The sequence below is a fragment of the Paraburkholderia atlantica genome (assembly GCF_009362785.1).
Classification (GTDB): domain Bacteria; phylum Pseudomonadota; class Gammaproteobacteria; order Burkholderiales; family Burkholderiaceae; genus Paraburkholderia; species Paraburkholderia atlantica.
On sequence record NZ_WHNQ01000015.1, the window covers coordinates 16,141 to 37,403 of the forward strand.

Sequence of the window (21,263 nt, forward strand, 5' to 3'; positions counted from 1 at the left end):
CGCGTGAGCGCGCATGGCGGAGATCGAAAGAGACCTTGTTGAGTTGCGGTGGCTTTGCTTATACGGGGTCGCGCTAGATCTTCATGCGCTGCAGAACCCGGTCGCCGGAGACGAACTGATGAAACATTGCCGCAGCGATATGCAGGCAGATGACACCGAACAGCACCCACGCGAGAACGCCGTGAACATCGCCCATCGCATGCCCGAATGACGAGCCCGGTGCCGACAGTGCGGGTAAGGAAACAAGTCCGCCGAGACGGACCGTCCACGTACGCGACGACGCGTTGATCCAGCCGAGCAGCGGTACCAGCACGAGCAGCACGTACAGCGCCAGGTGCGTGATTTTGGAAGCGATGCGAAACAGCGGCGGCAAATTGTCGGGCGGCGACGGGTGAGTCACGCGCCACAGCACCCGCAACACCATCACCGCGAGCAGTGCGGTGCCGACGCCAAGGTGCCAGGCGATTGCGCCGTCCGGCACGGTATCGCGGTGCACGTCCGGCATCGTCCAGCCGATCACGAACTGTGCGGCAACCAGCCCGACGACGAGCCAATGGAGCAAACGTGCGACGAGGTCATAGCGGTGTTCAGTCGAGACTTGCATAGGGGCGCCTGTGAGTGGGTTTCGGGTGAAACGGATGGTACATGGCCGCACCTTAAGGTCAGGTTAAGAACCGGTCGCCAAGGCCGTCTGTCTGCGCCGTTCGAACAACTCGAAGATGGCCATTCCCACGATCATCGCCCCGACGAACACCCACGCTTTGGCCGACCCGAGGCCGAGCGCGACGAGCGCGGGGCCGGGACAGAACCCGGCAATTCCCCAACCGACGCCGAACGCGCCACTGCCCAGCACGAGTCTTCCCGTGACGTGCGTCGACGCGGGAATTTGCATCGGCAATCCGAGCAGCGACTTGTCGCGGCGCTTCGCGATCGCGAAGCCGATTGCCGCGACGGCCACCGCGCCCATCATCACGAAGGCGAGCGACGGGTTCCAGCGTCCGGCGAGATCGAGGAAGCCCTGTACTTTCGCGGGGTTCGCCATGCCCGACAACAGCAGGCCGAAGCCGAACAGCAGCCCGCATACGAATGAAACAGCTGTTGCCATCTTAGGCTCCGAGAAGATGTCGAATGATGTAGACGGTGACGAAGCCGGCCGCCATGAAGGTCGCCGTCGCGACCAGCGAGCGCGTGGCGCCGCGTGAAATGCCGCACACGCCGTGTCCGCTCGTGCAGCCGCTGCCATAGCGGGTGCCGATGCCGACCAGCAAGCCGGCCGCGATTACGGCGGGCCACGACGCGTCGACGGTGATTGCGACGGGCGCATCGACCGCGCGCGCGATCAGTGCGGCAACGATCAACCCGGCAACGAAGGCGACGCGCCATGGGCCGTCGCGCCTGGTCCAGCGCAGCAGGCCGCCGACTATCCCGCTGATTCCGGCGATGCGGCCCAGCAAAAGCACCATCGCCGCAGCCGCGACGCCGATCAGCAGGCCTCCGCACAGGGAGGCGATCGGAGTGAAATTGTCGAGATCGATCATCGTTCTCTCTGTTTGATGGTTGGGTGGGGTGGAGGGCAGCCACAGCGCTTACATCAGCACTGCTTTGACCAGCAGGCCGACCGCCACGCACACGAGGATGCTCGCAAAGCCCAACTGCACCTGATGGGCGGCGATGTGATGCGACGCGAGCCGTCCGCTGAGCATTCCGGCGGCGGTGGCGCCAGTGAACCACAACGCGACTTCGAGTGGAAGTGTCGCGCCGTGCGCGGCCGTCGCGAGAACGCCGCCACTGCCGACGAGCGCGATCACCATCAGCGAAGTCGCGACGATGCCGTGCATCGACACGTCAGTCAGCCTGCGCATCATCGGCACGATGATGAAGCCGCCGCCGACACCGAGCATACCCGTCATCAATCCGGTCAGCGAACCGGTGGCCGCGAGCGCGGCTGCGGTCGGCCAGGTCCAGCGAAAGCGGCCGGTCGCCGGGTCGACATGCGCGACGCACATCGACGATTGCGCGTGGCCCGACGCGCGGCGCGCGAGCGTCTGACGCAGCAGCCGGAACGCGACCACCAGCATCACCGCGGCGAACAGCCCGAGCAGCCCCCGTTGCGGCAACGCATGCGCGAGGCGCGCGCCGGCGGCGGTGGCGGGCATCCCCGCGGCGGCCATCAGCAGCGCGGCGCGATAACGGACGAGGCGCTTGCGGAACGCCTCGAGCGCGCCCACCGCTGCGCTGCCGGCCACCGCGACGAGCGCGACCGGCGTGGCCTGCTGCAGCGGCCAGCCCATGCCGAACACGAGCACGGGCACGGCAAGAATGCCGCCGCCCGCGCCGGTCAGCCCGAGAGTCGCGCCCACCAGCGCGCCGAGAACAAGAGACAGCAGCATCGAAGACCCCGTGAGCAGTGCGTGTCAGCGCTCAGTCCGCCAGTTGCGGGTTCGCGAGCCATTCGCGGCCCTTCAGCATGCCGCGCCAGTACAGCGGCGGCAGGATTCGCTCTTTCAGCAGCCACGCGAGCCGCGATGGCCTTCTGCCGTCGATGAGCCACGCGGGAAACGTCGGCGCGACCTTGCCGCCATACAGAAACTCGGCGAGCACGATCTTCCCGCGCTCGACGGTGAGCGGGCAGGAGCCATAGCCGTCGTAGGTCGCCAGGCCGCGCGCCGCGCCCAGCGCCGCGAGCACGTTGTGCGCGACGACCGGCGCCTGCTTGCGCGCGGCGGCGGCAGTCTTTGCGTTGGACGTGTTGGTCGCGTCGCCGAGGCCGAAGATGTTCTCGTGGCGCTTGTGTCGCAACGTGGCCTGATCGACGTCGAGCCAGCCGGCCGCATCGGCGAGCGCGCTGTCACGGATGAAGTCGGGTGCCTTCTGCGGCGGCACGGCGTGCAGCATGTCGAAGCCGGTCTCGAAGGTTTGCTTGCTGCCGTCGGCTAACGTGTGCGTGAATCTCGCCATTTTTGCGTCGCCATCGACCGCGCTCAGTGCGGAGCCGAAGTTCAGCGCGATGTCGTAACGCTCGACGTATTGCATCAACGCGGGCACGTAGTCGGCGACGCCGAACAGCGCAGCGCCGGCATTGCGGAACTCGACGCCGATATGTTGCAGCCGCCCGCTGCGGCGCCAGTGATCGCACGCGAGATACATCGCTTTCTGCGGCGCGCCGGCGCATTTGATCGGCATCGGCGGCTGCGTGAAAAGCGCTCGGCCCCTTTCCAGCTGCTGGGTCAGCTTCCACGTATACGGCGCGAGGTCGTAGCGGTAATTGGACGTGACGCCGTTGCGCCCGAGCGTGTCGACGAGACCGTCGATCGCGTTCCAGTCGAGTTTGAGGCCGGGGCACACCACCAGCTGGCGGTATTCGACGGCGCGCGAGCCGTCGAGAATCACGAGGTTTTCCGCTGGCTCGAAGTGAGTGACGGCGGCCTTGAACCACTTCACGTTCGCGGGCAGCACGCTGGAAATCGGACGTGCCGTCGTTTCCGGGTGGAATACGCCGGCGCCCACCATCGTCCAGCCCGGCTGGTAATAGTGCGTGTCGGCGGGATCGATGACCGCGATGTCGAGATCGGGACTGCGCGCGAGCAGGCTCGATGCCGTCGCGATGCCGGCCGCGCCGGCGCCGACGATCACCACGTCGTGCCGGTGCGTCGGCCGCCTCCGTTGCGATGTGAAGCCGGGCGTGTCGGCGGCTGGATTCGAAGGGTCTGTCAGTTTCGTGTTCCGCATGTAGGGTCCTCTTGTTTGTCTTACGCAGCCGCGCTCACAGCGCATCGACCGGTACCTTGATGTACGACACGCCATCGCTTTCGGGCGGCGGCAGGTGGCCCGCTCGCATGTTGACCTGCACCGAAGGCAGGATCAGCACGGGCATCGCGAGAGTGGCATCGCGGGCCGTGCGCATCGCGATGAACGACGCTTCGTCGATGCCGTCGTGGACGTGGATGTTCTGTTCGCGCTGCTCGGCCACGGTGGTCTCGAACAGCAGCGGCCGGCCGCCCGGCTGGTAGTCGTGGCACAGATACAGGCGGGTTTGCGGCGCGAGACCGAGGATGCGCTGGATCGAGCGGTACAGCGCCGCCGCATCGCCGCCTGGGAAATCGCAGCGCGCGGTGCCGTAGTCGGGCGTGAAAAGCGTGTCGCCGACGAACGCGGCTTCTTCGCTGCCGTCGCTCGCGACATAGGTCACGCAGGCGGGCGTGTGGCCTGGTGTGTGCATCACGCGCACTGACAGGTCGCCGACGTTGAACGTCTCGTCGTTATCGAACAGGCGATCGAACTGCGAGCCGTCGGCGCAAAACTCTGGTCCCGCGTTGAACAGCTTGCCGAACACGGCTTGCACGCGCGTAACCTGCGCGCCGATCGCGATCTGACCGCCGAGCCTCGCTTTCAGATAAGGCGCGGCCGACAGGTGGTCGGCGTGCACGTGAGTTTCGAGTATCCATTGCACGCGCGCGCCGAGCGACTCCACGCGCGCGGCGAGGCGATCCGCGGTTGCGGTGCGGGTGCGTCCCGACTTCGGGTCGTAGTCGAGCACGGTGTCGATCAATGCGCAATTCCTCGTGCCTGCATCCATCAGCAGATAGCTGATGGTCGATGTGGCAGGATCGAAGAAGCCCTCGACGGCTAGCTTGCCGGTTGCCATTGCGGTGGGTTCCTCACGATAGCGGACCAGGTCAGTCCGGGCGCTCACTTTTGCAGGAGTCGTGCCATCCAGCCGCAGCGTTGTAAGCCTCGTTCGTAAGGCACTGATTTTTAGCGGTTTGTCGCTCGTGACCTGGTGCGCAGAATATGCCGCTGCCAGACAATTGGCATCTCGCGCGGCATAGCGTCACTGCCATTTGGCAGTCGTGGCAGAAATGGCAGTTCCGGCGTATAGTGCGGCTGCCACGGAGTAACGACGATGATCCCACCCGACTTTCCGCCGCCCCCTTCGACCGAGCTTTCGCCGCCAACCCTTGGCGCGCCTGACGGCGTGCCCGCGGTGGTGCCCGACGTGAGCACGCTGGTGTCGTATCTGGAGCACGATCCGCAACCGGCGATCGTGCTCGATCCGCACTATCAGATTCTGGCCGCGAACCGCGCCTATCAGCGCCAGTTCGGCGTCGAAGGTCAGGCGCACATCGGCCGCCGCTGCTATCAGGTTTCACATCACTACGACGTGCCGTGCGATCAGGCGGGCGAGCACTGCCCGATGAAACGCGCGACCGAAAATCGCAGCGCGGATCGCGTGCTGCATATCCACCACACACCGAGAGGCCCGGAGCACGTCGACGTCGAATTGCGGCCGATTTTCGACCGGCACGCGCGCATCGTCGCCTATGTCGAGCGTCTCGCCACGGTCAGGAGCGCGTCCGCGCGGCCAAGCTCCGAAGGTCTGGTCGGGCGCGCGCCGGCGTTCAACGAGGCGATTTCCGCTTTGCAGCGCGTCGCACCGTCGATGCTGCCCGTGCTGCTGCTCGGCGAATCGGGCACCGGCAAGGAGCTGTTCGCGCAAGCGCTGCACGAAGCGAGCAGCCGCGCCCAGGGGCCGTTCGTCGTGGTGGATTGCTCGGGCATCACCGAGACGCTGTTCGAAAGCGAGTTGTTCGGCTTCGAGAAAGGCGCGTTCACCGGCGCGACGAGCCGTAAGCAGGGCCTCGTCGAAACCGCGCAGGGCGGCACGCTGTTTCTCGATGAAATCGGCGACGTGCCGCTATCCATTCAGGTGAAGCTGCTGCGGCTGATCGAAACGGGCACCTTCAGGCGCGTGGGCAGCACCGATATGCTGCGCGCCGATTTCCGGCTCGTCGCGGCCACGCACAAGCCGCTCGAGCGGATGGTCGCGGACGGCCAGTTCCGCGCTGATCTGTATTTCCGCATCAGTGCGTTTCCGATTCATTTGCCCGCGGTGCGCGAGCGTGTCGACGACATCGCGCTGCTCGCGGATTCGATCCTGCGGCGCATTGCGTCGGCGCGCGCCGGATCGTCGCATAAAGCGTCGATTTCGGCGGAGGCGTTGGCGCTGTTGCGCGCCTATGCGTGGCCCGGCAACATCCGCGAATTGCGCAACGTGCTCGAGCGCGCCAACCTCCTCGCCGACGGTGGCGTGATCCGCGCAGAACACTTGCCGGAGGCGGTCCGCGATAAGGCTTCCGGCGCGGTGAAGGAATCGCTGGCCGTGGGTCTGGGCTTGCTCCGCAAGCTCACCGATGCGGAACTCGCGAACGCAGCGGCGCAATTCCGCGGGAAGCGCAGCGAGCTTGCCGCGCAGTTGGGTTTGAGCGAGCGCACGCTTTATCGCCGGCTTAAAGCGATCGCCGGCGGTGAGGGTGCCTAACCAAACCTGAGCGATGCTCGCAATGCGACGCGAGCATTGATCGGCTGTCTTGATCAATCGATAAAAAATCGCTGATTCCGCGCACCTGGGTGCTTGTTTACACTGCTCGCGCGAGCCGGCCATGTCGTGTCCGGCATATGTGTCGCAGAGCAGGAGGCGATGATGGACAGCGTCAATCTCGAGGTGCTTCGCGCATGCCAGCGCTGGCTCTGCGCAGGGCACCGCGTGCTGCTCGTGACCGTTGTGAAGACCTGGGGCTCATCACCTTACGTCGGCGCGCTCGGCTCGCGGCGCAACAACGCGGCGCGGCGCGAGCGTCTGCGTGAGTTCGATCTCTCCAATGCGGAACTGGCGAGGTTGCACGCAGCGGATTGTCCCTCGGCAGCGTGATCAGCGTATTCCAGATGTAGAGATGATGAGATCAGCGGCGCAGGGTCGCATTGCCTTCGGAATCCGGAAACACCCGATTCGGACCCAGCCGCACGCCCATTTGCGGTCGTCCGGATTTCCTCCATCGGAATCGGCATGGCACTAAGGATTTCCTGACACGCGAATCAGGATGACTCACCCTGATTTTCCAGCTTGCGCTGAATGCGACACAACTCCGGCTCATAGATGATGAAGTATCGAAATGCAATGTCTAATTGATGGATCATGATGGGCTATCTGTCGGAGCGGGAGAACGTCGTCGAGCAGATCGATTCGATATGTCTACGGCTGTTCGACTCGTGGTGCGAGGCGCGCTGCGTGAGATCGCTTGCATATTTGATGCACTGCTGGCCGATGATCGACAGCACGCCTGCCGCGCTCCGACGCCTGGGCGAAACGATGCGCGAATTGCGTCGCAATCACGCGGAGCAGATCAACGAGTATGAGTTTCGCGCGCTGTGCGAAGTAGCCGACCTGATCGACGAACTGACGGAGCCTCGCACAGTCCGGCTGCTGGCCGTGGTGGGCGAGGTGGCGGAATAGCGAACCGCATCCCGGCAAAAAGCGCAGACGAGCGTAGAAAAGCGTGCAGCCAGCGTGCGGCGGCAGTGAGGCCGCGGCGCATATGTTTCATCGGACGTTTCAAAACCGGTGAGCGCGCGATGGACCAGGCTCTGACATCGAGTGCAGAATAGGACACCCACAACGGCGGCACTCGCGGGGATATATGGCGTTCGACATTTTCGCCGCATGGCGGGGCGGCCTTCGTCATGTGCGCGATGAACGAATCGCATCAACCCGCGCGCGCCGGTCGGTGGAAGGTCACCCCGCAACTCGTTGAGCGGTCTCTCAAAGGGAACACCGCATCATGAGCCATTTGGCCACCCCGGTCGCGCAGACCGGCACTATTCTGATCGTCGATGATACGCCGGGCAATCTCGGCGTAGTTGTCGACAGTCTCGAAGCGCGAGGCATTCGCGTGCTGGTGGCGCTCGACGGTATCGAAGCGTTGGAGCGCGCGGTCTTCTCGCAGCCCGATGTGATCCTGCTCGACGTGAAGATGCCGGGCATCGACGGCTTCGAGACCTGTCGACGCCTCAAGCTTGATGAGCGCACGCGCGATATTCCCGTCTTGTTCATGACGTCGCTGACGGGCAACGAGGACCGCGTCGAAGGTTTTCTGGCGGGTGGCGTCGACTATGTGACCAAGCCGTTGCGCGTCGACGAGATGGTGGCGCGCGTTGGCGTGCATCTCGAGCTGCGGGTGATGCACAAGCAGGTTCTCGCGCAAAACCGGCAACTGCTGGCGGAAGTGGCCATTCGCAAGGAAACGGAGGCTGCGTTATCGCAAGCGCGCGACGATCTCGAGCGGCGTGTCGCGCTGCGTACGGAACAACTGGCGCGCGCGAACGCGTGCTTGCAGGCAAGCGAGGCTCGCTTTCGCGCGATCGTCGAAACGAGTCCGGTGCCGCTGTGCATCACGTCGATGCCTGACGGGCACATCCTGTACACGAATCAGCCGCTGCGCGAACTCTTCGGCATGGACGAACGCTTGATCGCCAACATCGCGGATTTCTACGCCGACCGGGCGGAGCGCGAGCGTCTGATCGAGCATCTGCGAACGAAGGGCAGCTTGCGCAACAGGGAGATACAGTTCCGGCGTGCGGACGGTACACGGTTCTGGGCGATGGCGACGGCGCGCGTCGCGACTTACGACGATTCTCCCGCGATCTATGTCGGCCTGAACGACATTACGGGACGCAAGCAGATGGAACAGGAACTCGTCGAGTCGCGCGAGCAGCAGCGCGAACTGTCCGCGTATATGGAGGCGATCCGCGAGGAGGAGAGAAAGCGCATTGCGATGGAGATTCACGACGAACTGGGCCAATTGCTGACTGCGCTCAAGATGGACGTGTCTCTGCTCAAGATGCGCATAGCGCACGACCCGGAAGCTTCGAAAAAAGCCGATGATATGCGTCAACTGGTCGAAGGCACGATCTCGATGGTGCGCAATGTCGCGAGCCATTTGCGGCCCGCCGCGCTCAACTTCGGAATCGTGTCCGCGCTCGAATGGCTTGTCGAGGAGTTCAACCGCCGCCATGCGATTGCGTGTGAATTGCGCATCGAAGGCGGCGACCCCGCGCTGTCCGATGCCCATGCGACGGCCCTGTTCCGCATCGCACAGGCATCGCTGACGAACGTCGCGCGGCATGCCGACGCCACACGTGTCGAGGTGACGCTTGTTTCGACGGCGGCGAAGCTCGTGCTGCAGGTGCGTGACGATGGCCGCGGCTTCGACCATCAAGTCGTGAGGCGCGACTATTCATATGGCCTGCTCGGCATGAACGAGCGCGCGCGGCTGATTGGCGGATCGCTTTCAATCGACAGCGCACCGGGCGCGGGCACCATGGTTTCGATTCACATTCCGCTCGATGGTGAAGCTCGAACATGATCTGGAATGTGAGACGAAGCGATTCACGCTCCGCGGCGCAAATCATCGAGTTTGTCTTCCTTCCAGATATTGCTCAACGAAGTTGAGAATCGACTTGGACCGGTAAGCCTTTGCCAACCTGCAGAGGTGGTCCGCGAAGGGTCGATAGCGCTCATCGAGCTCGGTCAAGTGCTGGGCGTGTTGCACGATGGCACGCATATCGCCGAGTCGCGCGAGGTAGTGCAGCGCTTGAATTTCCTCCGGCGGAGGCGCCGTCAAGTGGTCGGGAAGAGGCGCGCCAGCGGGTACGGCCGATTGGCCGGCTGCAGTGACCCGTGCCTCTGAACCTGCATCGATCCACTCGACATTCAGGAGGGCCGCAACGACGGACAATAGCTGGCCGAACTCGATCGGTTTGGCCAGAAAGGCATTTGCGCCGGCCTCCAAACTGTGCGCCGCATCGGTTCTCGACGCGCGCGCGGAAACTGCGACGATCGGGAGGTCGCGGAACTCGGGCATCCGGCGCAAGCGACGCGTGGTTTCGAGGCCGTCCGTGCCGGGCATGACCACATCCATCAGGACGAGCGCAGGATGCAGGGATTCGATTTTCTCCAGTGCTTCAGCTCCATTACCAGCCTGCGCCATGTCGAATCCGAGCGGACCGAGCATATCGACCATCACGGCACGGTTCTCCGCCACGTCATCCGCGACCAGGATAGTCTTGCGCAACCCATGGTAGCCGCTCACGAGCCGTTCGGACGCGGCGACAGCCGCGTAAGGCGCTACCACTTCGACGTCCAGCTCGATCGAAAAGGCGCTGCCTATATCGCGGCGACTTTCGACGTGAATCTCGCCTCCCATCAGGCGGACGAGTTGCCGGCTAATGGCTAGCCCCAGGCCCGTCCCGCCGAAGCGATGGCGGTCGTCGCTCACCTGCTCGAAAGGACTGAAGATTTCCTCCAGACGCCCTTGATCTATGCCGATGCCGGTGTCCCGCACTTCAAAACATAGGCGCGCCGGCGGCAGGAAAGCGACGCGCAGACGCACGCTGCCCTTCTCGGTAAATCTGATCGCGTTGGAGAGCAGGTTGAGCAGCGCCTGACGCAGCCGTATTTCGTCCACCCGCACACACGCGGGCAGATCCGGCGGCATCTCGCAAACGAAGTCCAAGCCTTTTTCCGTGGCCTTCACCCGTATCGTCTCGGCGATAAAGGAGACGAACTGTTCGAGCGGGACGTCGGATAAATTGAGTTCCATTCTCCCGGCCTCGATTTTGGCGATATCCAGGATGTCGTCGATGAGCGTAAGCAGGTGCTCGCCGCTGCGCTGGATTACTGTCAGTCCGTCGAGCTGGTGCTGATCGAGGGTCGTGTCGCGCTTGAGGATTTGCGCGTACCCAAGAATTCCGTTGAGCGGCGTGCGCAGCTCGTGGCTCATGTGTGCCAGAAACTCACTCTTGGCCTGATTGGCCGCATCGGCGCGCTCCTTGGCGACGGCCAGTTCCGCTGTCCGCTCGCGAATCATGTCTTCGAGGTGCTCGCGATAGCGCCGCAATTCCGCTTCGGCCTGCTTTTGCTCCGTGATATCACGTGAGATGCCGAGCAGGAATCGGGGCTCGCCGCGCATATCGACGATCGGAATCTTCATCGTGTGTACGAGGCGAAGTCCATGGCGCGTATGAACCGGCTCCTCCGGTATGTCGATCATTTGTCGCGACTCCAGCACGGCGCGATCCTTCAGAGCGAAGAAATTGGCCTCGTCGACGGGAAACAGGTCATGGACGGAGCGGCCGAGGAGTTCCTCGCGCCGGTAGCCGAGAAGTTGCTCCGCTGCCTTGTTGAAGCGCACGTAATGGAAGGTCTCGGCCTCCTTGACGAAGACCATGTCCGGGATGTTTTCGATGATGCTGTTAAGAAAGTTCTCGCTTTCCCGAAGCGCATCTTCGGCGTGCTGACGTTCGGCGATTTCGCCGGCCTGACCCGCAAGCGCTGTACTGAGTTCCGCCGTTCGCTGGGCGACGCGTGCCTCGAGCTCGGCGTTGAGCTCCTTTAACGCATCCTCGGCCTGGCGGCGTTGGCGTCGGTCTTCGAGGAACTGCTCGACGGCACGCGCCATATCGGCAATCTCGTCGCCGCCGTGCACGGGGACGCCGGCTTGCGTGTTTCCGGCGTCGCCGTGTCGCAGAAAATGGCTGACGCGGCGCAGGCGCGCCACGACGTGCCGCCCCAGGAATTCGCGGGCGATCAGCCAGGTGAGCAACAGGCTGACAGCGACTCCGCCTGCCACCCATTTACGTGTGCGATCTGCGCGAGCGGCCAGATCCTGGACTGCTTCGCGGTATTCACTCGTCAAATCATCCGACTGCCGGTGCGCCGCGGCGGCGAGAGCGTCGGCCGCGCCGCGCAGATCCGCGTCGAGGCTGGCCAGCGACACGCCTGCCGGTTGCATTGACGCCGAGGCACCGCGGCTGGCGAGCGCGGTCTCGCGCACCTGCGCCTCGATGTTGACGATGTTGCGAAAGCGTTGGCTCGACCGATAAAGTGTCAGCGGGTCGACAGCTGGGTCTTCGCTCGTCGTCGCGGAGGCCAGCCGGTTGACCAGGCCGTCGAAGGATGCCAACTGTTCGAGCACCTGCCGATGCGTCTCACGCACGGCTTGAACCGTATCGTCGCTGGATAACTGCAACGCGAGGCGTTCGATCGTCAGCGTGTGCTGCACGAGATCCTGCGCATCCACGAGGCGGGCGAGCCGCTCTTCGGCCAGCTGACGGATCGAGTAGGTCGAACTGGCCAACGAGTAGATCGACGTGGCGCCGACCACGACCACCAGCGCGGCCAGGCACGAGGCAACGAGCGCATACTGAGCGGTCAGCGATTGTGGGAATGGCAGTTTCACGGGCGGTGCCAGATCCGACGATAAATGTCGCGATAGCCGTTGTCAGGATCGTAGAGCAGGCGATCGCCGCCGTCAGCGGCGATGTTGTCCACCGTTACGAGATGCACGGGACTCACGAACCCCGTGACGCCTTCTCCAGCAAAAAGCCGGTTCAGTTCGTCGACCAACTGCCAGCCGTGCAGATTCAGCGGTTCGGCGACGGTCCCCGTCTGGAACGTACCCGTGCGAATGCGCAGGAAGGCAGACTCGCTGCCGTCGCCGGCCGACAGCATGATCATTTCAGCGTTTCGTATTCCCGCCTGCGTCAACACCGGCACGGCGTAGTCAAAGTAGATGTCGTTGATCCCCAGCGCACAGGTCCAGCGTGGGCCGTAGCGCGCGAGCAGCGCGCGTGTCGCCTCTGGCACCAGCTTCTCGCTGCGCGAGATCGCCACGTCGCGCACTTCGAGCAGGGCACAGCCACTGCACGCGCGGACGACAGCAGCCATTGCGTCCGCCTTTTCCTGTGCGATGCGGAAACCGGTATCCGTGAAGATGACGACGCCCGCATGTCCGGCAGACTGCACGACGGCCGCGAGCGCGGTCACCCGTGCAACCTCGAGCGCATCTGTCGAGACGTTCATCGCGACGGGCGTGCCCGGCACCGGGCCGGCCCGCGCCGCCACATGCCAGCCGACGATCGGGATGTTGCTGTCGGTAAACGGCTGCAGTGCGGGGAGCAGCGCATGTGCGTCGCCGCCGGCGAGGATCAGACCGTCGGGGTGGCCTGCCAGCGCATTCGCGAGCATCTTCAGACGGAGTTCGGCCGTGCCGCCGGAATCGAAGATCTTGACGCGCCAGCCTATGACCTTGGCCGCCTCCAGTACACCATCGACCACACCGAGGATGCCGCCGTTGCGCAAATCGTCGGCGACGACGGCGATATGTTTTCCGGATTGCGCGCGTGGCCCGTTGCGCGGCCCGCTCCAGGGCGCGGCGGGTCGCGAAGCGGCGTCGACCACTCGCTTCGCCATGGCCAGGAAGTCCGTCGTGGCGACCGGCGCTGCAGTCCGAGGGGCAGGTAATAAATCCTGCGCCGTGGCGGCCGACAGTTCGCACGCGCATGCCAATGCCAGAAGGAAGCCTCTCATGCTGTCCCTCCACGGGGCTCCGTCGAAGTCGATTGGTGTCGCCCAAGCCGCTCGCGGAGGATCTCCTGATTAGGATATTACAACCCGATTCCCGCGTGTCATGGGTTGTGCGGCGGCGCCGAATGTCACGCTGCGCCTGGACGTGCATGAACGGGCGCGAGGTGTCGGCATCGACTTTTCCCGCACCTGCGAAGAGGTCTTGCGCGCCTTGCGCGACGGCTCGCCCGTCTTCAGCAAAAGAGCGCGCGCCTGCTCGATCCATCAAACCTCATGGCGCGTGCCGGGCTGCGCGACCTCGTCGCGCAGCCTGCGCCTTTGAGACGGCGTCGACAACATCGAATCGACATAGGTGTGCGCCCGATTTTCTCCATACCTGAACGCCTCCCGCTCAGTCAGAAAATCGAACTGCTCCGGAAAACTGACCACTTCCTGGTGCGGATTGCCGGGCAACCTCACGGTCCATGACACGCGATAACGGCGATATTTACCGCCGAGCCAATGCGTCTTCGATAGCGTGACGTTCACCTCGATATCGCAGCCGCGATACGGCGCATATTCCTGAATGGACATCGCTTTTCTCCCGCCACTGAACGGGTCGCGCCGTTCGGCCGCGAAAAGCGCGCAGCCCATGGCTGTCTCCGTTATGCGTTTCGTATTGACGATGTTACGTCGAGCAACGAGCGTTCCCGGCGAACCGCCGCGGTGTTGATGGGAAACGACAACGGAGTCTACTGGTACGGCTCCCGTCTGACCACGCCGCAAGCCCGTCGCCTCGCGCCGCACAACGACGCAACGAGCCTGCAGGTGGTGGCCGGCATCCTTGCCGGCATCGTATGGGCGCTCGGGAATCCGGACGCCGGCGTAGTCGAACCGGACGACATCGACTATCGAACCGTGATGCGGGTCGCGCGACCCTATCTGGGCGAGATGATTGGCGTCTACGATTCGTGGACGCCGCTCGCGCAACGCTCGCAACTTTTCGATTCGCCGTGTGACGACGATCCCTGGCAATTTCTCAACATACGCGTTCCATAGCGGGCAGACCTTCGGAGACCGGCTTATGTCGTCGCTGTTGACCAAAGAACAGGGCGTCGTCGAGGACTCGTATTACGAGGCGAGCGTCACCCGTCCGCCGCCTGGCCCTCCGTTGCAGGAGAAGCTCAACGCGGACGTGTGCGTGATCGGCGGTGGCTATGCGGGGCTTTCGTGTGCGCTGGAGCTTGCCGAGCGCGGCTTCGACGTCGCATTGCTGGAGGCGCAGCGCATCGGCTGGGGGGCGTCCGGGCGTAACGGTGGTCACGCGATCGTCGGCTTTGGCGCCGAAGGCGAAGATGCGATCGAACTCCAGTGCTCCCGCGAGATCGCGCGAAGGGCGTGGGATGTGTCGCTCGAGGGCATGCGACTGTTGGAAGATCGGCTTGCGCGCTTCGGCATCGATTGCCATTATCGGCGCGGATATCTGACGCTTGCCGTCAGCGACCGGAAGGCGGAACAACTGATGAGCTGGATGCGGCACACGCGCGAGCGCTACGACTATCCGCTCGAATGGCTGGACCGCACGGCGCTTGGCGCACAGATAGCCTCGCAGCGGTTCGCGGCGGGCGTGTACGACGCCGGGTCTGGCCATCTTCATCCGCTTCTTTATTGCCTCGGTCTCGGCGAGGCGGCGCGTCGCGCGGGCGTCAGGATTTTCGAGAATTCCGCCGTGTCGCGGCTCGATCGGGGCGCCCGGCCCGTCGTGAAGACAGCGGAGGGCGAGGTGTCGTGTGATCGTGTGGTAATGGCTGGAAACGTTTATCTGGGAGAGTTCGGCGATCATCCCGCACCGGAGATCGAAGCCCGCATCATGCCCGTGGGCACCTACATGATCGCAACGGAACCGCTTACCAGCGCACGGGCCGACGCGCTGATGCCGGGCCGCGCCGCAGCGTCCGACAACGATCTGATACTCGATTACTTTCGGCTGAGCGCGGATCACCGTCTGCTGTTCGGTGCAGGTGAAACGTATGACGCGACCACCCCGCGCAATCTGATCGACCGCATGCGCAGACGCATGACGGGTGTTTTTCCGCAACTCGCGGACGTGAACATCGAATATGCATGGGGCGGCTTTGTCGACATCACGATGAACCGCGCGCCGGATCTCGGCCGTATCGGCGACAACCTCTACTATGTGCAAGGCTTTTCCGGACATGGGCTGGTGTTCGCGGGAATGGCCGGCAAGATTCTGGCGGACGCGATCGGCGGCGATGCTTCCCGCTTCGACGTGTTTAGCCGCATCAGGCATCGACGGTTCCCGGGCGGCAAGAGACTGCGCACGCCGGCTTTGGTTCTGGGCATGTGGTATTACAAACTCCGTGAACTCATCTGACCGGCGCGCACTGCGGTGGCGAAGTACTCAGACGTACGTCCTATCCGTGCGCCCGCTTCGCCGGTCGTTCGATCTGGATCGAGCCTGCTCATAGTGACCTCCCTCGTTTCTGCTGGTATCCGCCTGGCCGCAACTGCCATGCCCGCCGGCCGATGAGAACCAGCAACTCATGGTCGGCTTCGCGGGACGCGGTGCTTCAGACAGCAAGCCCAGCCGTGCAAATGAGCTAGTCGGGAGGTGAGTCGCAGCGGATCGTCGTGGCGTTGGTTCTTTCTACCGTCAGATTGATCGATCGTTCCGTGGCAGGACGGGTACGGTGGCGCACGCCGGCTGGAACGGTGAGCATTTGGCCTCGGCGTAACTGGACCTGGCCGTCGTCGAAATCGATGATCAATGTTCCGTCGATCGCGATGAACGTCTCGTCGGAGTCGGGATGGATATGCCAAAAATATGGCGCATTCATCACGCTGATATGGACATCGTGATCATTGACGGTCGTCAGGACTTCATTTCGGTAACCGTCGCACGCGGCGTCGACCATGGTGAGAAATTCGACTGGCTCAATCATCATCTCTCCCGTCGGCGGATCAATTCCAACACGTGGAAGCAACGCAATCATCCTGCAATCAGGACGCTTGCAGTCCACGCCCTATGGTCGATGCTAGTTCCAGCGGATCTTTCGGCCAAGTCAATAATCTTCGCAAACGCGTGAGCGCGTTTGACATATGAAGTTGCGGCCTGGCCCCGGTGAACGAACGGGCCCGGGTCGGGCCAGGCGCTCGTCGTTCGCGGCAATCGGGCGCGCGTTGCCGTTACCTGTTCAGGGTGTCACGCGTTACTGGATCGGCGGCACAACGCCGAGTTTTTCAGCCAGCATTCTTTCGTAAACGCCGAAGTGCAGATCGACCTCTTCCTGCGTAACCACCGTCACAAAGATATTGATCTGCGCCAGCTGCAAGCCCAACACCGTGGCGATCGCTGCTTCCAGCTGCGGCGCGCAAAGCCGGTCGTCCGCGAAAGTGGTGCCGACAGAGATTTCATAAGCCGATTCCTGTCGGAATACCACTTCGACCAGCCGCGCGCGGGCGCTCATATTGTTGTCGATCGCCAGCCGGATGACTTCGGCCGCGGAGCGCATCGTCTCGGTTGGAAAACCCTTCGTTGAGCGCAACCGGATTCGGTGCCGCCCAAGGGTGAGCCAGTCATGTTCGAATTCCATGATGTCCTCGCATGGTTCGTCGGAGTGTCGTGAAAATAGTGTTCGGTGAGCCGAATTCAAGAACAAAAATTTGCGCTACGCCCCTTGAAATTTTCCGCGTGCATACTATTCTAAATTCCGCTCAGGCAGTCGCGCCGGCCCTGCGGCGCGCTGCGTGTTTCGATTTGTTTGCCCGCAGCTCGGCAGACGGACTGGAGCGCGTAGGCCGGTTCGTTTCCGTGCTGCATCGAAGGAGGAAACGATCATGAGTGACCTTTACTTCGGGGCCGACCTGTTCGGTGAGCTCGACCGTCTGCAACGGCAGATGGCGAGCCTGTTCGGCGGCTTCCCTTCCAGTATCCGTTCCGGCAGCGCTGGCGCCTTCCCGCAGATCAACATCGGTTCGACCGACGACTCGATCGAGATCGTCGCGTTCGCGCCGGGGGTCGATCCGGCCAAGCTCGAAGTATCACTAGACAAGGGCTTGCTGACCATCAGCGGCGAGCGCGCGCCCTCGCAACCGGAAGCTCGCGGCGATGATGCGCGCACCTATGCACAAGAGCGATTCGCTGGCGCTTTCCGGCGCGTGGTCGAGCTCCCGCAACATGTGGACCCTGGCAAGGTCAGCGCGCGGTATACCAATGGATGCCTGATGGTGAGCATCGGCAAGAGCGAGGCGTCAAAGCCGCGGGCGATCACGGTTCAGTGAGCGCTGCGCAGAACTACGGAGGACATCATGAACGACACGACTGAACTCGCCAGAAAGGATCAAACGGCGGTGGCACAGCGGGACGGTGATTCGTCGCAACGCCGGATCACGTTGACGCCGCCGGTAGACATCTTCGAGGACAGCCGCGGCATCACGCTGTGGGCGGATCTTCCGGGCGTGACCAAGGAGCGGCTGGACGTCAAGGTCCACGATGGCAACCTGTACATCGAAGCAGAAGCGATGGTGCCGACACCGGCGGAACTGCGCCTGCAGCACGCGGAGATCCGTCAGCCTCACTTCGCGCGGGCGTTCTCCATGAGCGCCGACTTCGACGCTTCGAAGATCGAGGCCAATCTGAAGGATGGCGTACTGAAACTGACGATACCGCGCCGCGACGAAGCGCGACCGCGCCGGATCGAGGTGCGTACCGACTGAGGTCGGCCGGAGGGGGACAGCACTGGCAAGAAGCTGGATGCTGTCCTCCGGCCACCGCCTCTCGGCTGTCGAGTCGAAGCGGTCGCGGCGCTGAGACCGGAGTCCCGTTTCGTCGCTGATAGGAAAGGAGCACACGATGAACACTGATCTGAAAAAATGGAACCCCTTCAAGTTCCTTCGCGGAGCCGCCCGCAAATCCGAAGGGGACGACACAGACGGCCGGCGCGCGGATGAGTGGCGGACCGCGTGGCCTGACATTCCACGACTATCTCTTCGCGAACCGTGGCGTGCCGTGGAGGAATTCTTTCGTGACCCATTTGCAGGCGGTGGTCCGTTTGAACGATGGTTTGGCGACTTCAGTTCCTCGCGCTTCCAGCCGCGCATCGACGTCGTGGACGAGGGGCAGGTGCTTCGCGTTACTGCGGAACTGCCTGGGATGGCCCGCGAGGACTTGAACGTGAGCGTCGAGGAGGGGGCAATCGTGCTGCGCGGCGAGAAGAAGCAGGACGTGCGCAGCGAGGAAGACGGATGCTATCGGCTCGAGCGAGCCTATGGAAGCTTCGTGCGCAGGATTCCGATGCCGGACAATGCGGACCCGGACCATGCATTGGCAAAGTTTGACAACGGCATTCTTACGTTGACCGTGCCGAAAACGGAACCGGCACGGTCCGCTAGTCGAACGATCGATATCGGCTAGCACCGACGCCAGAATTACCGGCAGCGGGTGGCCATCTGGCTGGCGGGGCCGTTAGCTCAATTGGCAGAGCAGCGGACTTTTAATCCGTTGGTTACTGGTTCGAATCCGGTACGGCCCATACGAGTTCCAGCTCTATGGTGCAGACGGAAGGCAATTCGCGCCTGCTTCCGGGTGCGAACATCGTCACGATCAAAGGTCTTGTGCTCCCGGGCATCGTCCATGCTGAGTGATGTCCACGCGGCATCACGCGCCGTGTGACACTGCAAGGAGCAAATCATGACGACCCAGCAACAGCAGCCGAAAACGCCGAAGCCTGCTGACGCCGGCACGGGCAACGAAGACACCTTCGAAACGGACATTTCCGAATCCGGCGATGACGGCACGAGCGTGCGGCAAGCAGAAGTCAAAAAAGAAGACCTGTCCGAAGTGAAGCCGTCGCAGGAAAAGGGCGGCCAATAATGATGAGCACAGCGTCTCGCGTGTAGAGCTGTCGTTCGGACAGGGTTACGGACACTCCGCGGTGCGGGCGCGTTTCCGATAGGCGCGAAGAGCAGCACTGCATGCTCCGCGCGAAGTTTGCCGCGCATCACGCGATCTCGGTCTTCACGAACCTCGCCATGAACGTGCGGGTCGTGCCATCGGGAAACAGCACCGCGACCTGTTCGTCGGTTGAAAACACCACATGGCCCGAGCCGTATTTGCGCACGCGGACTGCGTCGCCGCGGCAGAAGCGCGCCTTCCTGCTGGCGTGGCGCGGCGGCCGTTTATCGTCGGGGGCGGTTCGTTGCGCTTCGAGCGTCGCGGCGAGCGGATTCAGGCAGTTGTCACAAGTGCCGCAGCGCTCGAACTCCTGCGCATCGCCGAAATATTCGAGCATCACGCGCCATCGGCAGCCGCCGGTTTGCGCGTAATCGATGATCTGCTGGAGTGCGTCGCGATCGCGCGTCGCGAGCTGCGTATATCGTTCGACCGCGGCCTCGATCGCGCTGTCCTCGGCGCGATCGCGTGCACCGTCGCGGCCGCGCTCGCGTAGCCGATACCGCTGCAGCCGGCTGCGCGATACGTGCCCCGAGTCGGTCAGCATCTTCAGCGCCACGGCGAGCTTGTTGCGGCCGACGTCCGGCACCGCGTCGAGCAGCTCGCGCGCCGTCACGCCAGCACCGGGCGCTTTCGTACGCTGCGCGAGCGTGTCGCAGATCCGCCGCAGCAGCGCGGCGTCGGGATAGCGGCCAAGCGCGAGAAACTGCTGCACGCGCCGATCGTTCAGATCGAACAGCAGCTCGCAGCGCGCGACCTTGCCGTCGCGTCCCGCGCGTCCGCTTTCCTGGTAATACGCATCGATGCTGCCGGGAATCTGGTAATGAACGACGAAGCGGATATCGGGAATATCGACACCCATTCCGAACGCGTTGGTTGCGATCATCACGCGCACGTCGCCCGACACGAAACGCTCCTGCGCATCGTGCCGCTCGCGCGCGGATATGCGGCCGTGATAGCAGGCGGCGGCAACTTCCCAGCCGCGCACCGTTGCCGCCAGTTGTTCGGCTTCGCGCACGGTCGCCGTGTAGACGATGCCTCGGCCGGAATCACTCGCGAGCAGCGTGCGCAACGCGGCCGTCTTCGCCTCTCTCGCGCGCGTCGATGCCCGTTGGCGTCCACCTCCTACCGACACCTGCGTCACTCGATAGTGAAGATTGTCGCGATACACGCCGGTGTTCACGATACGCGGCTCGTGAAGGCCGAGCGAGCGGACGATGTCCTCGCGGATGTCCGGCGTCGCCGTCGCGGTCAGCGCGAGGATCGGCGGCTTGCCGAGCGCCTTGACCGCATCGACGATGCGCAGGAACGCCGGGCGAAAGTCATGGCCCCACTGCGATACGCAGTGCGCCTCATCGACGACCACGAGTTTGATGCGCTGGCGCGAACCCGCCTGCAATGCGTCGATCAGCTCGGGCCGCGTCAGCTGCTCGGGCGTGACGAACACGATGCCGCGTTGCATGCCGCGCAACGCTTCGTAAGTCTCGCGCAGCTCGGCAGCCGGCACCGCGCTATTGATCCGCCAGGCGTCGATGCCGGCCTCGCGCAGCTTGTCGAACTGGTCTTTCATCAGCGCGATCAGCGGCGACACGACGAGCGTCCAACCGTCGAGATGCAACGCCGGCAACTGGTAGCACAGCGATTTGCCGGCCCCCGTGGGCATCACGGCGAGCGTGTCGCGCTGTTCGAGCACGCTGCGGACGATGTCCCGTTGGCCGGGGCGCAGCCGGCTGATACCGAACACCTCACGCAGCGTCCTGCGCATCGCGTTCAGACGGGCAGACGTGTCGCGCGTGAGGTCGGTGTCGGTCATGAAGATCGGGATCGCCGGTTGGCTTGGGGTGCAGCTCGTCAGCCAGCGACATAGCAACCAGCGTACCTCGACGGGGCGACACGGGGGGATCGCCCCGCACAGACCGTATGGCAGATCGGCACGAGCCGCGCGACCGGTGGCTCGGTATGGCGTTTGCTCGACGGTGGAACCCGGTCGATCAACGGAGCCGCCATGAATGACGGCACAACGGATTGCCCTTCCGGCGAAACGGAACTCGCCGCTGCGCGCGGAACCACGAGACCACCGGGCAGTCGCGCGGCCGGCGACAGGACCTGACG

The 21,263-nt window shown here is 63.7% G+C and carries 21 protein-coding genes, 1 tRNA gene and 1 pseudogene; 11 read left to right on the plus strand and 12 right to left on the minus strand.

What is annotated here, in order from left to right; translation table 11 throughout:
* Window positions 1–73 precede the first annotated feature (73 nt).
* The 6 genes from GCT19_RS21200 to GCT19_RS21225 all read right to left on the minus strand — a co-directional run bounded on the left by GCT19_RS21200 (window position 74) and on the right by GCT19_RS21225 (window position 4,645).
* Complete coding sequence (locus GCT19_RS21200; protein WP_013094360.1) at window positions 74–604, minus strand: cytochrome b; 531 nt, start codon at window positions 602–604, stop codon at window positions 74–76.
* Window positions 605–667: 63 nt separating this feature from the next.
* Window positions 668–1,105, minus strand: a complete 438-nt coding sequence (locus tag GCT19_RS21205; protein WP_018432629.1) for a DUF6691 family protein — start codon at window positions 1,103–1,105, stop codon at window positions 668–670.
* Between the two features lies 1 nt (window position 1,106).
* Window positions 1,107–1,538, minus strand: a complete 432-nt coding sequence (locus tag GCT19_RS21210; RefSeq protein ID WP_152853044.1) for a YeeE/YedE family protein — start codon at window positions 1,536–1,538, stop codon at window positions 1,107–1,109.
* Window positions 1,539–1,586: 48 nt separating this feature from the next.
* Window positions 1,587–2,390, minus strand: a complete 804-nt coding sequence (locus GCT19_RS21215; protein WP_152853045.1) for a sulfite exporter TauE/SafE family protein — start codon at window positions 2,388–2,390, stop codon at window positions 1,587–1,589.
* Between the two features lie 31 nt (window positions 2,391–2,421).
* Complete coding sequence (locus GCT19_RS21220) at window positions 2,422–3,729, minus strand: NAD(P)/FAD-dependent oxidoreductase (protein ID WP_152853046.1); 1,308 nt, start codon at window positions 3,727–3,729, stop codon at window positions 2,422–2,424.
* A 34-nt stretch (window positions 3,730–3,763) separates the two neighbouring features.
* Window positions 3,764–4,645, minus strand: coding sequence for an MBL fold metallo-hydrolase (locus GCT19_RS21225; protein ID WP_152853047.1), 882 nt, complete (start codon window positions 4,643–4,645; stop codon window positions 3,764–3,766).
* A 258-nt stretch (window positions 4,646–4,903) separates the two neighbouring features.
* Between GCT19_RS21225 and GCT19_RS21230 the strand changes: the two genes are divergently transcribed.
* From GCT19_RS21230 to GCT19_RS21245, 4 genes and pseudogenes are all read left to right on the plus strand, one after another.
* Window positions 4,904–6,319, plus strand: a complete 1,416-nt coding sequence (locus GCT19_RS21230) for a sigma-54 interaction domain-containing protein (protein ID WP_152853048.1) — start codon at window positions 4,904–4,906, stop codon at window positions 6,317–6,319.
* Between the two features lie 267 nt (window positions 6,320–6,586).
* A pseudogene (locus tag GCT19_RS45080) lies at window positions 6,587–6,682 on the plus strand (XdhC family protein); the annotation flags it as partial.
* Window positions 6,683–6,973: 291 nt separating this feature from the next.
* Window positions 6,974–7,291 (plus strand): hypothetical protein, encoded by a 318-nt coding sequence (locus tag GCT19_RS21240; protein WP_026228127.1) that lies wholly within the window; start codon window positions 6,974–6,976, stop codon window positions 7,289–7,291.
* Between the two features lie 325 nt (window positions 7,292–7,616).
* Window positions 7,617–9,200 (plus strand): hybrid sensor histidine kinase/response regulator, encoded by a 1,584-nt coding sequence (locus GCT19_RS21245; protein ID WP_152853050.1) that lies wholly within the window; start codon window positions 7,617–7,619, stop codon window positions 9,198–9,200.
* Window positions 9,201–9,242: 42 nt separating this feature from the next.
* On the opposite strand, the gene GCT19_RS21250 is transcribed toward GCT19_RS21245, so the two are convergent.
* The 3 genes from GCT19_RS21250 to GCT19_RS21260 form a co-directional block, all read right to left on the minus strand.
* Complete coding sequence (locus GCT19_RS21250; RefSeq protein ID WP_321576845.1) at window positions 9,243–12,074, minus strand: ATP-binding protein; 2,832 nt, start codon at window positions 12,072–12,074, stop codon at window positions 9,243–9,245.
* The gene (locus GCT19_RS21255; RefSeq protein ID WP_152853052.1) at window positions 12,071–13,204 is read right to left on the minus strand and encodes a substrate-binding domain-containing protein; all 1,134 of its coding nucleotides are present in this window, start codon (window positions 13,202–13,204) and stop codon (window positions 12,071–12,073) included. The genes GCT19_RS21250 and GCT19_RS21255 overlap by 4 nt, the downstream gene beginning before the upstream one ends.
* A gap of 261 nt (window positions 13,205–13,465) precedes the next feature.
* On the minus strand, window positions 13,466–13,774 hold the full coding sequence (locus GCT19_RS21260; RefSeq protein WP_152853053.1) for a hypothetical protein: 309 nt from the start codon (window positions 13,772–13,774) through the stop codon (window positions 13,466–13,468).
* A gap of 138 nt (window positions 13,775–13,912) precedes the next feature.
* Between GCT19_RS21260 and GCT19_RS21265 the strand changes: the two genes are divergently transcribed.
* Together GCT19_RS21265 and GCT19_RS21270 are read left to right on the plus strand one after the other, a co-directional pair.
* Window positions 13,913–14,239 carry a hypothetical protein gene (locus tag GCT19_RS21265; RefSeq protein ID WP_018432641.1) on the plus strand — a complete coding sequence of 109 codons (327 nt, stop codon included), beginning with the start codon at window positions 13,913–13,915 and terminating at the stop codon, window positions 14,237–14,239.
* A 25-nt stretch (window positions 14,240–14,264) separates the two neighbouring features.
* Window positions 14,265–15,575: an NAD(P)/FAD-dependent oxidoreductase gene (locus tag GCT19_RS21270; protein WP_152853054.1), complete on the plus strand. Its 1,311-nt coding sequence runs from the start codon at window positions 14,265–14,267 to the stop codon at window positions 15,573–15,575.
* A gap of 226 nt (window positions 15,576–15,801) precedes the next feature.
* Here the strand turns inward: GCT19_RS21270 and GCT19_RS21275 are convergent, their stop codons facing one another.
* Both GCT19_RS21275 and GCT19_RS21280 read right to left on the minus strand, forming a co-directional pair.
* A complete protein-coding gene (locus GCT19_RS21275; protein WP_227749300.1) occupies window positions 15,802–16,194 on the minus strand; it encodes a cupin domain-containing protein in 393 nt (130 codons plus the stop codon).
* Window positions 16,195–16,410: 216 nt separating this feature from the next.
* On the minus strand, window positions 16,411–16,794 hold the full coding sequence (locus GCT19_RS21280) for a hypothetical protein (RefSeq protein ID WP_013094374.1): 384 nt from the start codon (window positions 16,792–16,794) through the stop codon (window positions 16,411–16,413).
* 244 nt (window positions 16,795–17,038) lie between these two features.
* Between GCT19_RS21280 and GCT19_RS21285 the strand changes: the two genes are divergently transcribed.
* The 5 genes from GCT19_RS21285 (at window position 17,039) to GCT19_RS21305 (ending at window position 19,073) form a co-directional block, all read left to right on the plus strand.
* A complete protein-coding gene (locus GCT19_RS21285; RefSeq protein ID WP_152853055.1) occupies window positions 17,039–17,482 on the plus strand; it encodes an Hsp20/alpha crystallin family protein in 444 nt (147 codons plus the stop codon).
* Window positions 17,483–17,509: 27 nt separating this feature from the next.
* Complete coding sequence (locus tag GCT19_RS21290; protein ID WP_013094376.1) at window positions 17,510–17,917, plus strand: Hsp20/alpha crystallin family protein; 408 nt, start codon at window positions 17,510–17,512, stop codon at window positions 17,915–17,917.
* Window positions 17,918–18,053: 136 nt separating this feature from the next.
* Window positions 18,054–18,614, plus strand: coding sequence for an Hsp20/alpha crystallin family protein (locus tag GCT19_RS21295; protein WP_152853056.1), 561 nt, complete (start codon window positions 18,054–18,056; stop codon window positions 18,612–18,614).
* Between the two features lie 45 nt (window positions 18,615–18,659).
* A tRNA-Lys gene (locus GCT19_RS21300) sits at window positions 18,660–18,732 on the plus strand.
* Window positions 18,733–18,890: 158 nt separating this feature from the next.
* Complete coding sequence (locus GCT19_RS21305) at window positions 18,891–19,073, plus strand: hypothetical protein (protein WP_152853057.1); 183 nt, start codon at window positions 18,891–18,893, stop codon at window positions 19,071–19,073.
* 127 nt (window positions 19,074–19,200) lie between these two features.
* On the opposite strand, the gene GCT19_RS21310 is transcribed toward GCT19_RS21305, so the two are convergent.
* Window positions 19,201–20,964 (minus strand): RecQ family ATP-dependent DNA helicase, encoded by a 1,764-nt coding sequence (locus GCT19_RS21310; protein ID WP_152853058.1) that lies wholly within the window; start codon window positions 20,962–20,964, stop codon window positions 19,201–19,203.
* Window positions 20,965–21,263 lie beyond the last annotated feature (299 nt).

Bases quoted from the DNA above. Each gene is read 5' to 3' on its own strand.
- GCT19_RS21210 (WP_152853044.1), bottom strand. From the start codon at position 1,538: ATGATCGATCTCGACAATTTCACTCCGATCGCCTCCCTGTGCGGAGGC.
- GCT19_RS21275 (WP_227749300.1), bottom strand. From the start codon at position 16,194: ATGATTGCGTTGCTTCCACGTGTTGGAATTGATCCGCCGACGGGAGAG.
- GCT19_RS21230 (WP_152853048.1), top strand. From the start codon at position 4,904: ATGATCCCACCCGACTTTCCGCCGCCCCCTTCGACCGAGCTTTCGCCG.
- GCT19_RS21205 (WP_018432629.1), bottom strand. From the start codon at position 1,105: ATGGCAACAGCTGTTTCATTCGTATGCGGGCTGCTGTTCGGCTTCGGC.
- GCT19_RS21280 (WP_013094374.1), bottom strand. From the start codon at position 16,794: ATGGAATTCGAACATGACTGGCTCACCCTTGGGCGGCACCGAATCCGG.
- GCT19_RS21225 (WP_152853047.1), bottom strand. From the start codon at position 4,645: ATGGCAACCGGCAAGCTAGCCGTCGAGGGCTTCTTCGATCCTGCCACA.
- GCT19_RS21295 (WP_152853056.1), top strand. From the start codon at position 18,054: ATGAACACTGATCTGAAAAAATGGAACCCCTTCAAGTTCCTTCGCGGA.
- GCT19_RS21240 (WP_026228127.1), top strand. From the start codon at position 6,974: ATGATGGGCTATCTGTCGGAGCGGGAGAACGTCGTCGAGCAGATCGAT.
- GCT19_RS21260 (WP_152853053.1), bottom strand. From the start codon at position 13,774: ATGTCCATTCAGGAATATGCGCCGTATCGCGGCTGCGATATCGAGGTG.
- GCT19_RS21305 (WP_152853057.1), top strand. From the start codon at position 18,891: ATGACGACCCAGCAACAGCAGCCGAAAACGCCGAAGCCTGCTGACGCC.
- GCT19_RS21220 (WP_152853046.1), bottom strand. From the start codon at position 3,729: ATGCGGAACACGAAACTGACAGACCCTTCGAATCCAGCCGCCGACACG.
- GCT19_RS21200 (WP_013094360.1), bottom strand. From the start codon at position 604: ATGCAAGTCTCGACTGAACACCGCTATGACCTCGTCGCACGTTTGCTC.
- GCT19_RS21270 (WP_152853054.1), top strand. From the start codon at position 14,265: ATGTCGTCGCTGTTGACCAAAGAACAGGGCGTCGTCGAGGACTCGTAT.
- GCT19_RS21285 (WP_152853055.1), top strand. From the start codon at position 17,039: ATGAGTGACCTTTACTTCGGGGCCGACCTGTTCGGTGAGCTCGACCGT.
- GCT19_RS21290 (WP_013094376.1), top strand. From the start codon at position 17,510: ATGAACGACACGACTGAACTCGCCAGAAAGGATCAAACGGCGGTGGCA.
- GCT19_RS21310 (WP_152853058.1), bottom strand. From the start codon at position 20,964: ATGACCGACACCGACCTCACGCGCGACACGTCTGCCCGTCTGAACGCG.
- GCT19_RS21215 (WP_152853045.1), bottom strand. From the start codon at position 2,390: ATGCTGCTGTCTCTTGTTCTCGGCGCGCTGGTGGGCGCGACTCTCGGG.
- GCT19_RS21255 (WP_152853052.1), bottom strand. From the start codon at position 13,204: ATGAGAGGCTTCCTTCTGGCATTGGCATGCGCGTGCGAACTGTCGGCC.
- GCT19_RS21265 (WP_018432641.1), top strand. From the start codon at position 13,913: ATGGGAAACGACAACGGAGTCTACTGGTACGGCTCCCGTCTGACCACG.
- GCT19_RS21245 (WP_152853050.1), top strand. From the start codon at position 7,617: ATGAGCCATTTGGCCACCCCGGTCGCGCAGACCGGCACTATTCTGATC.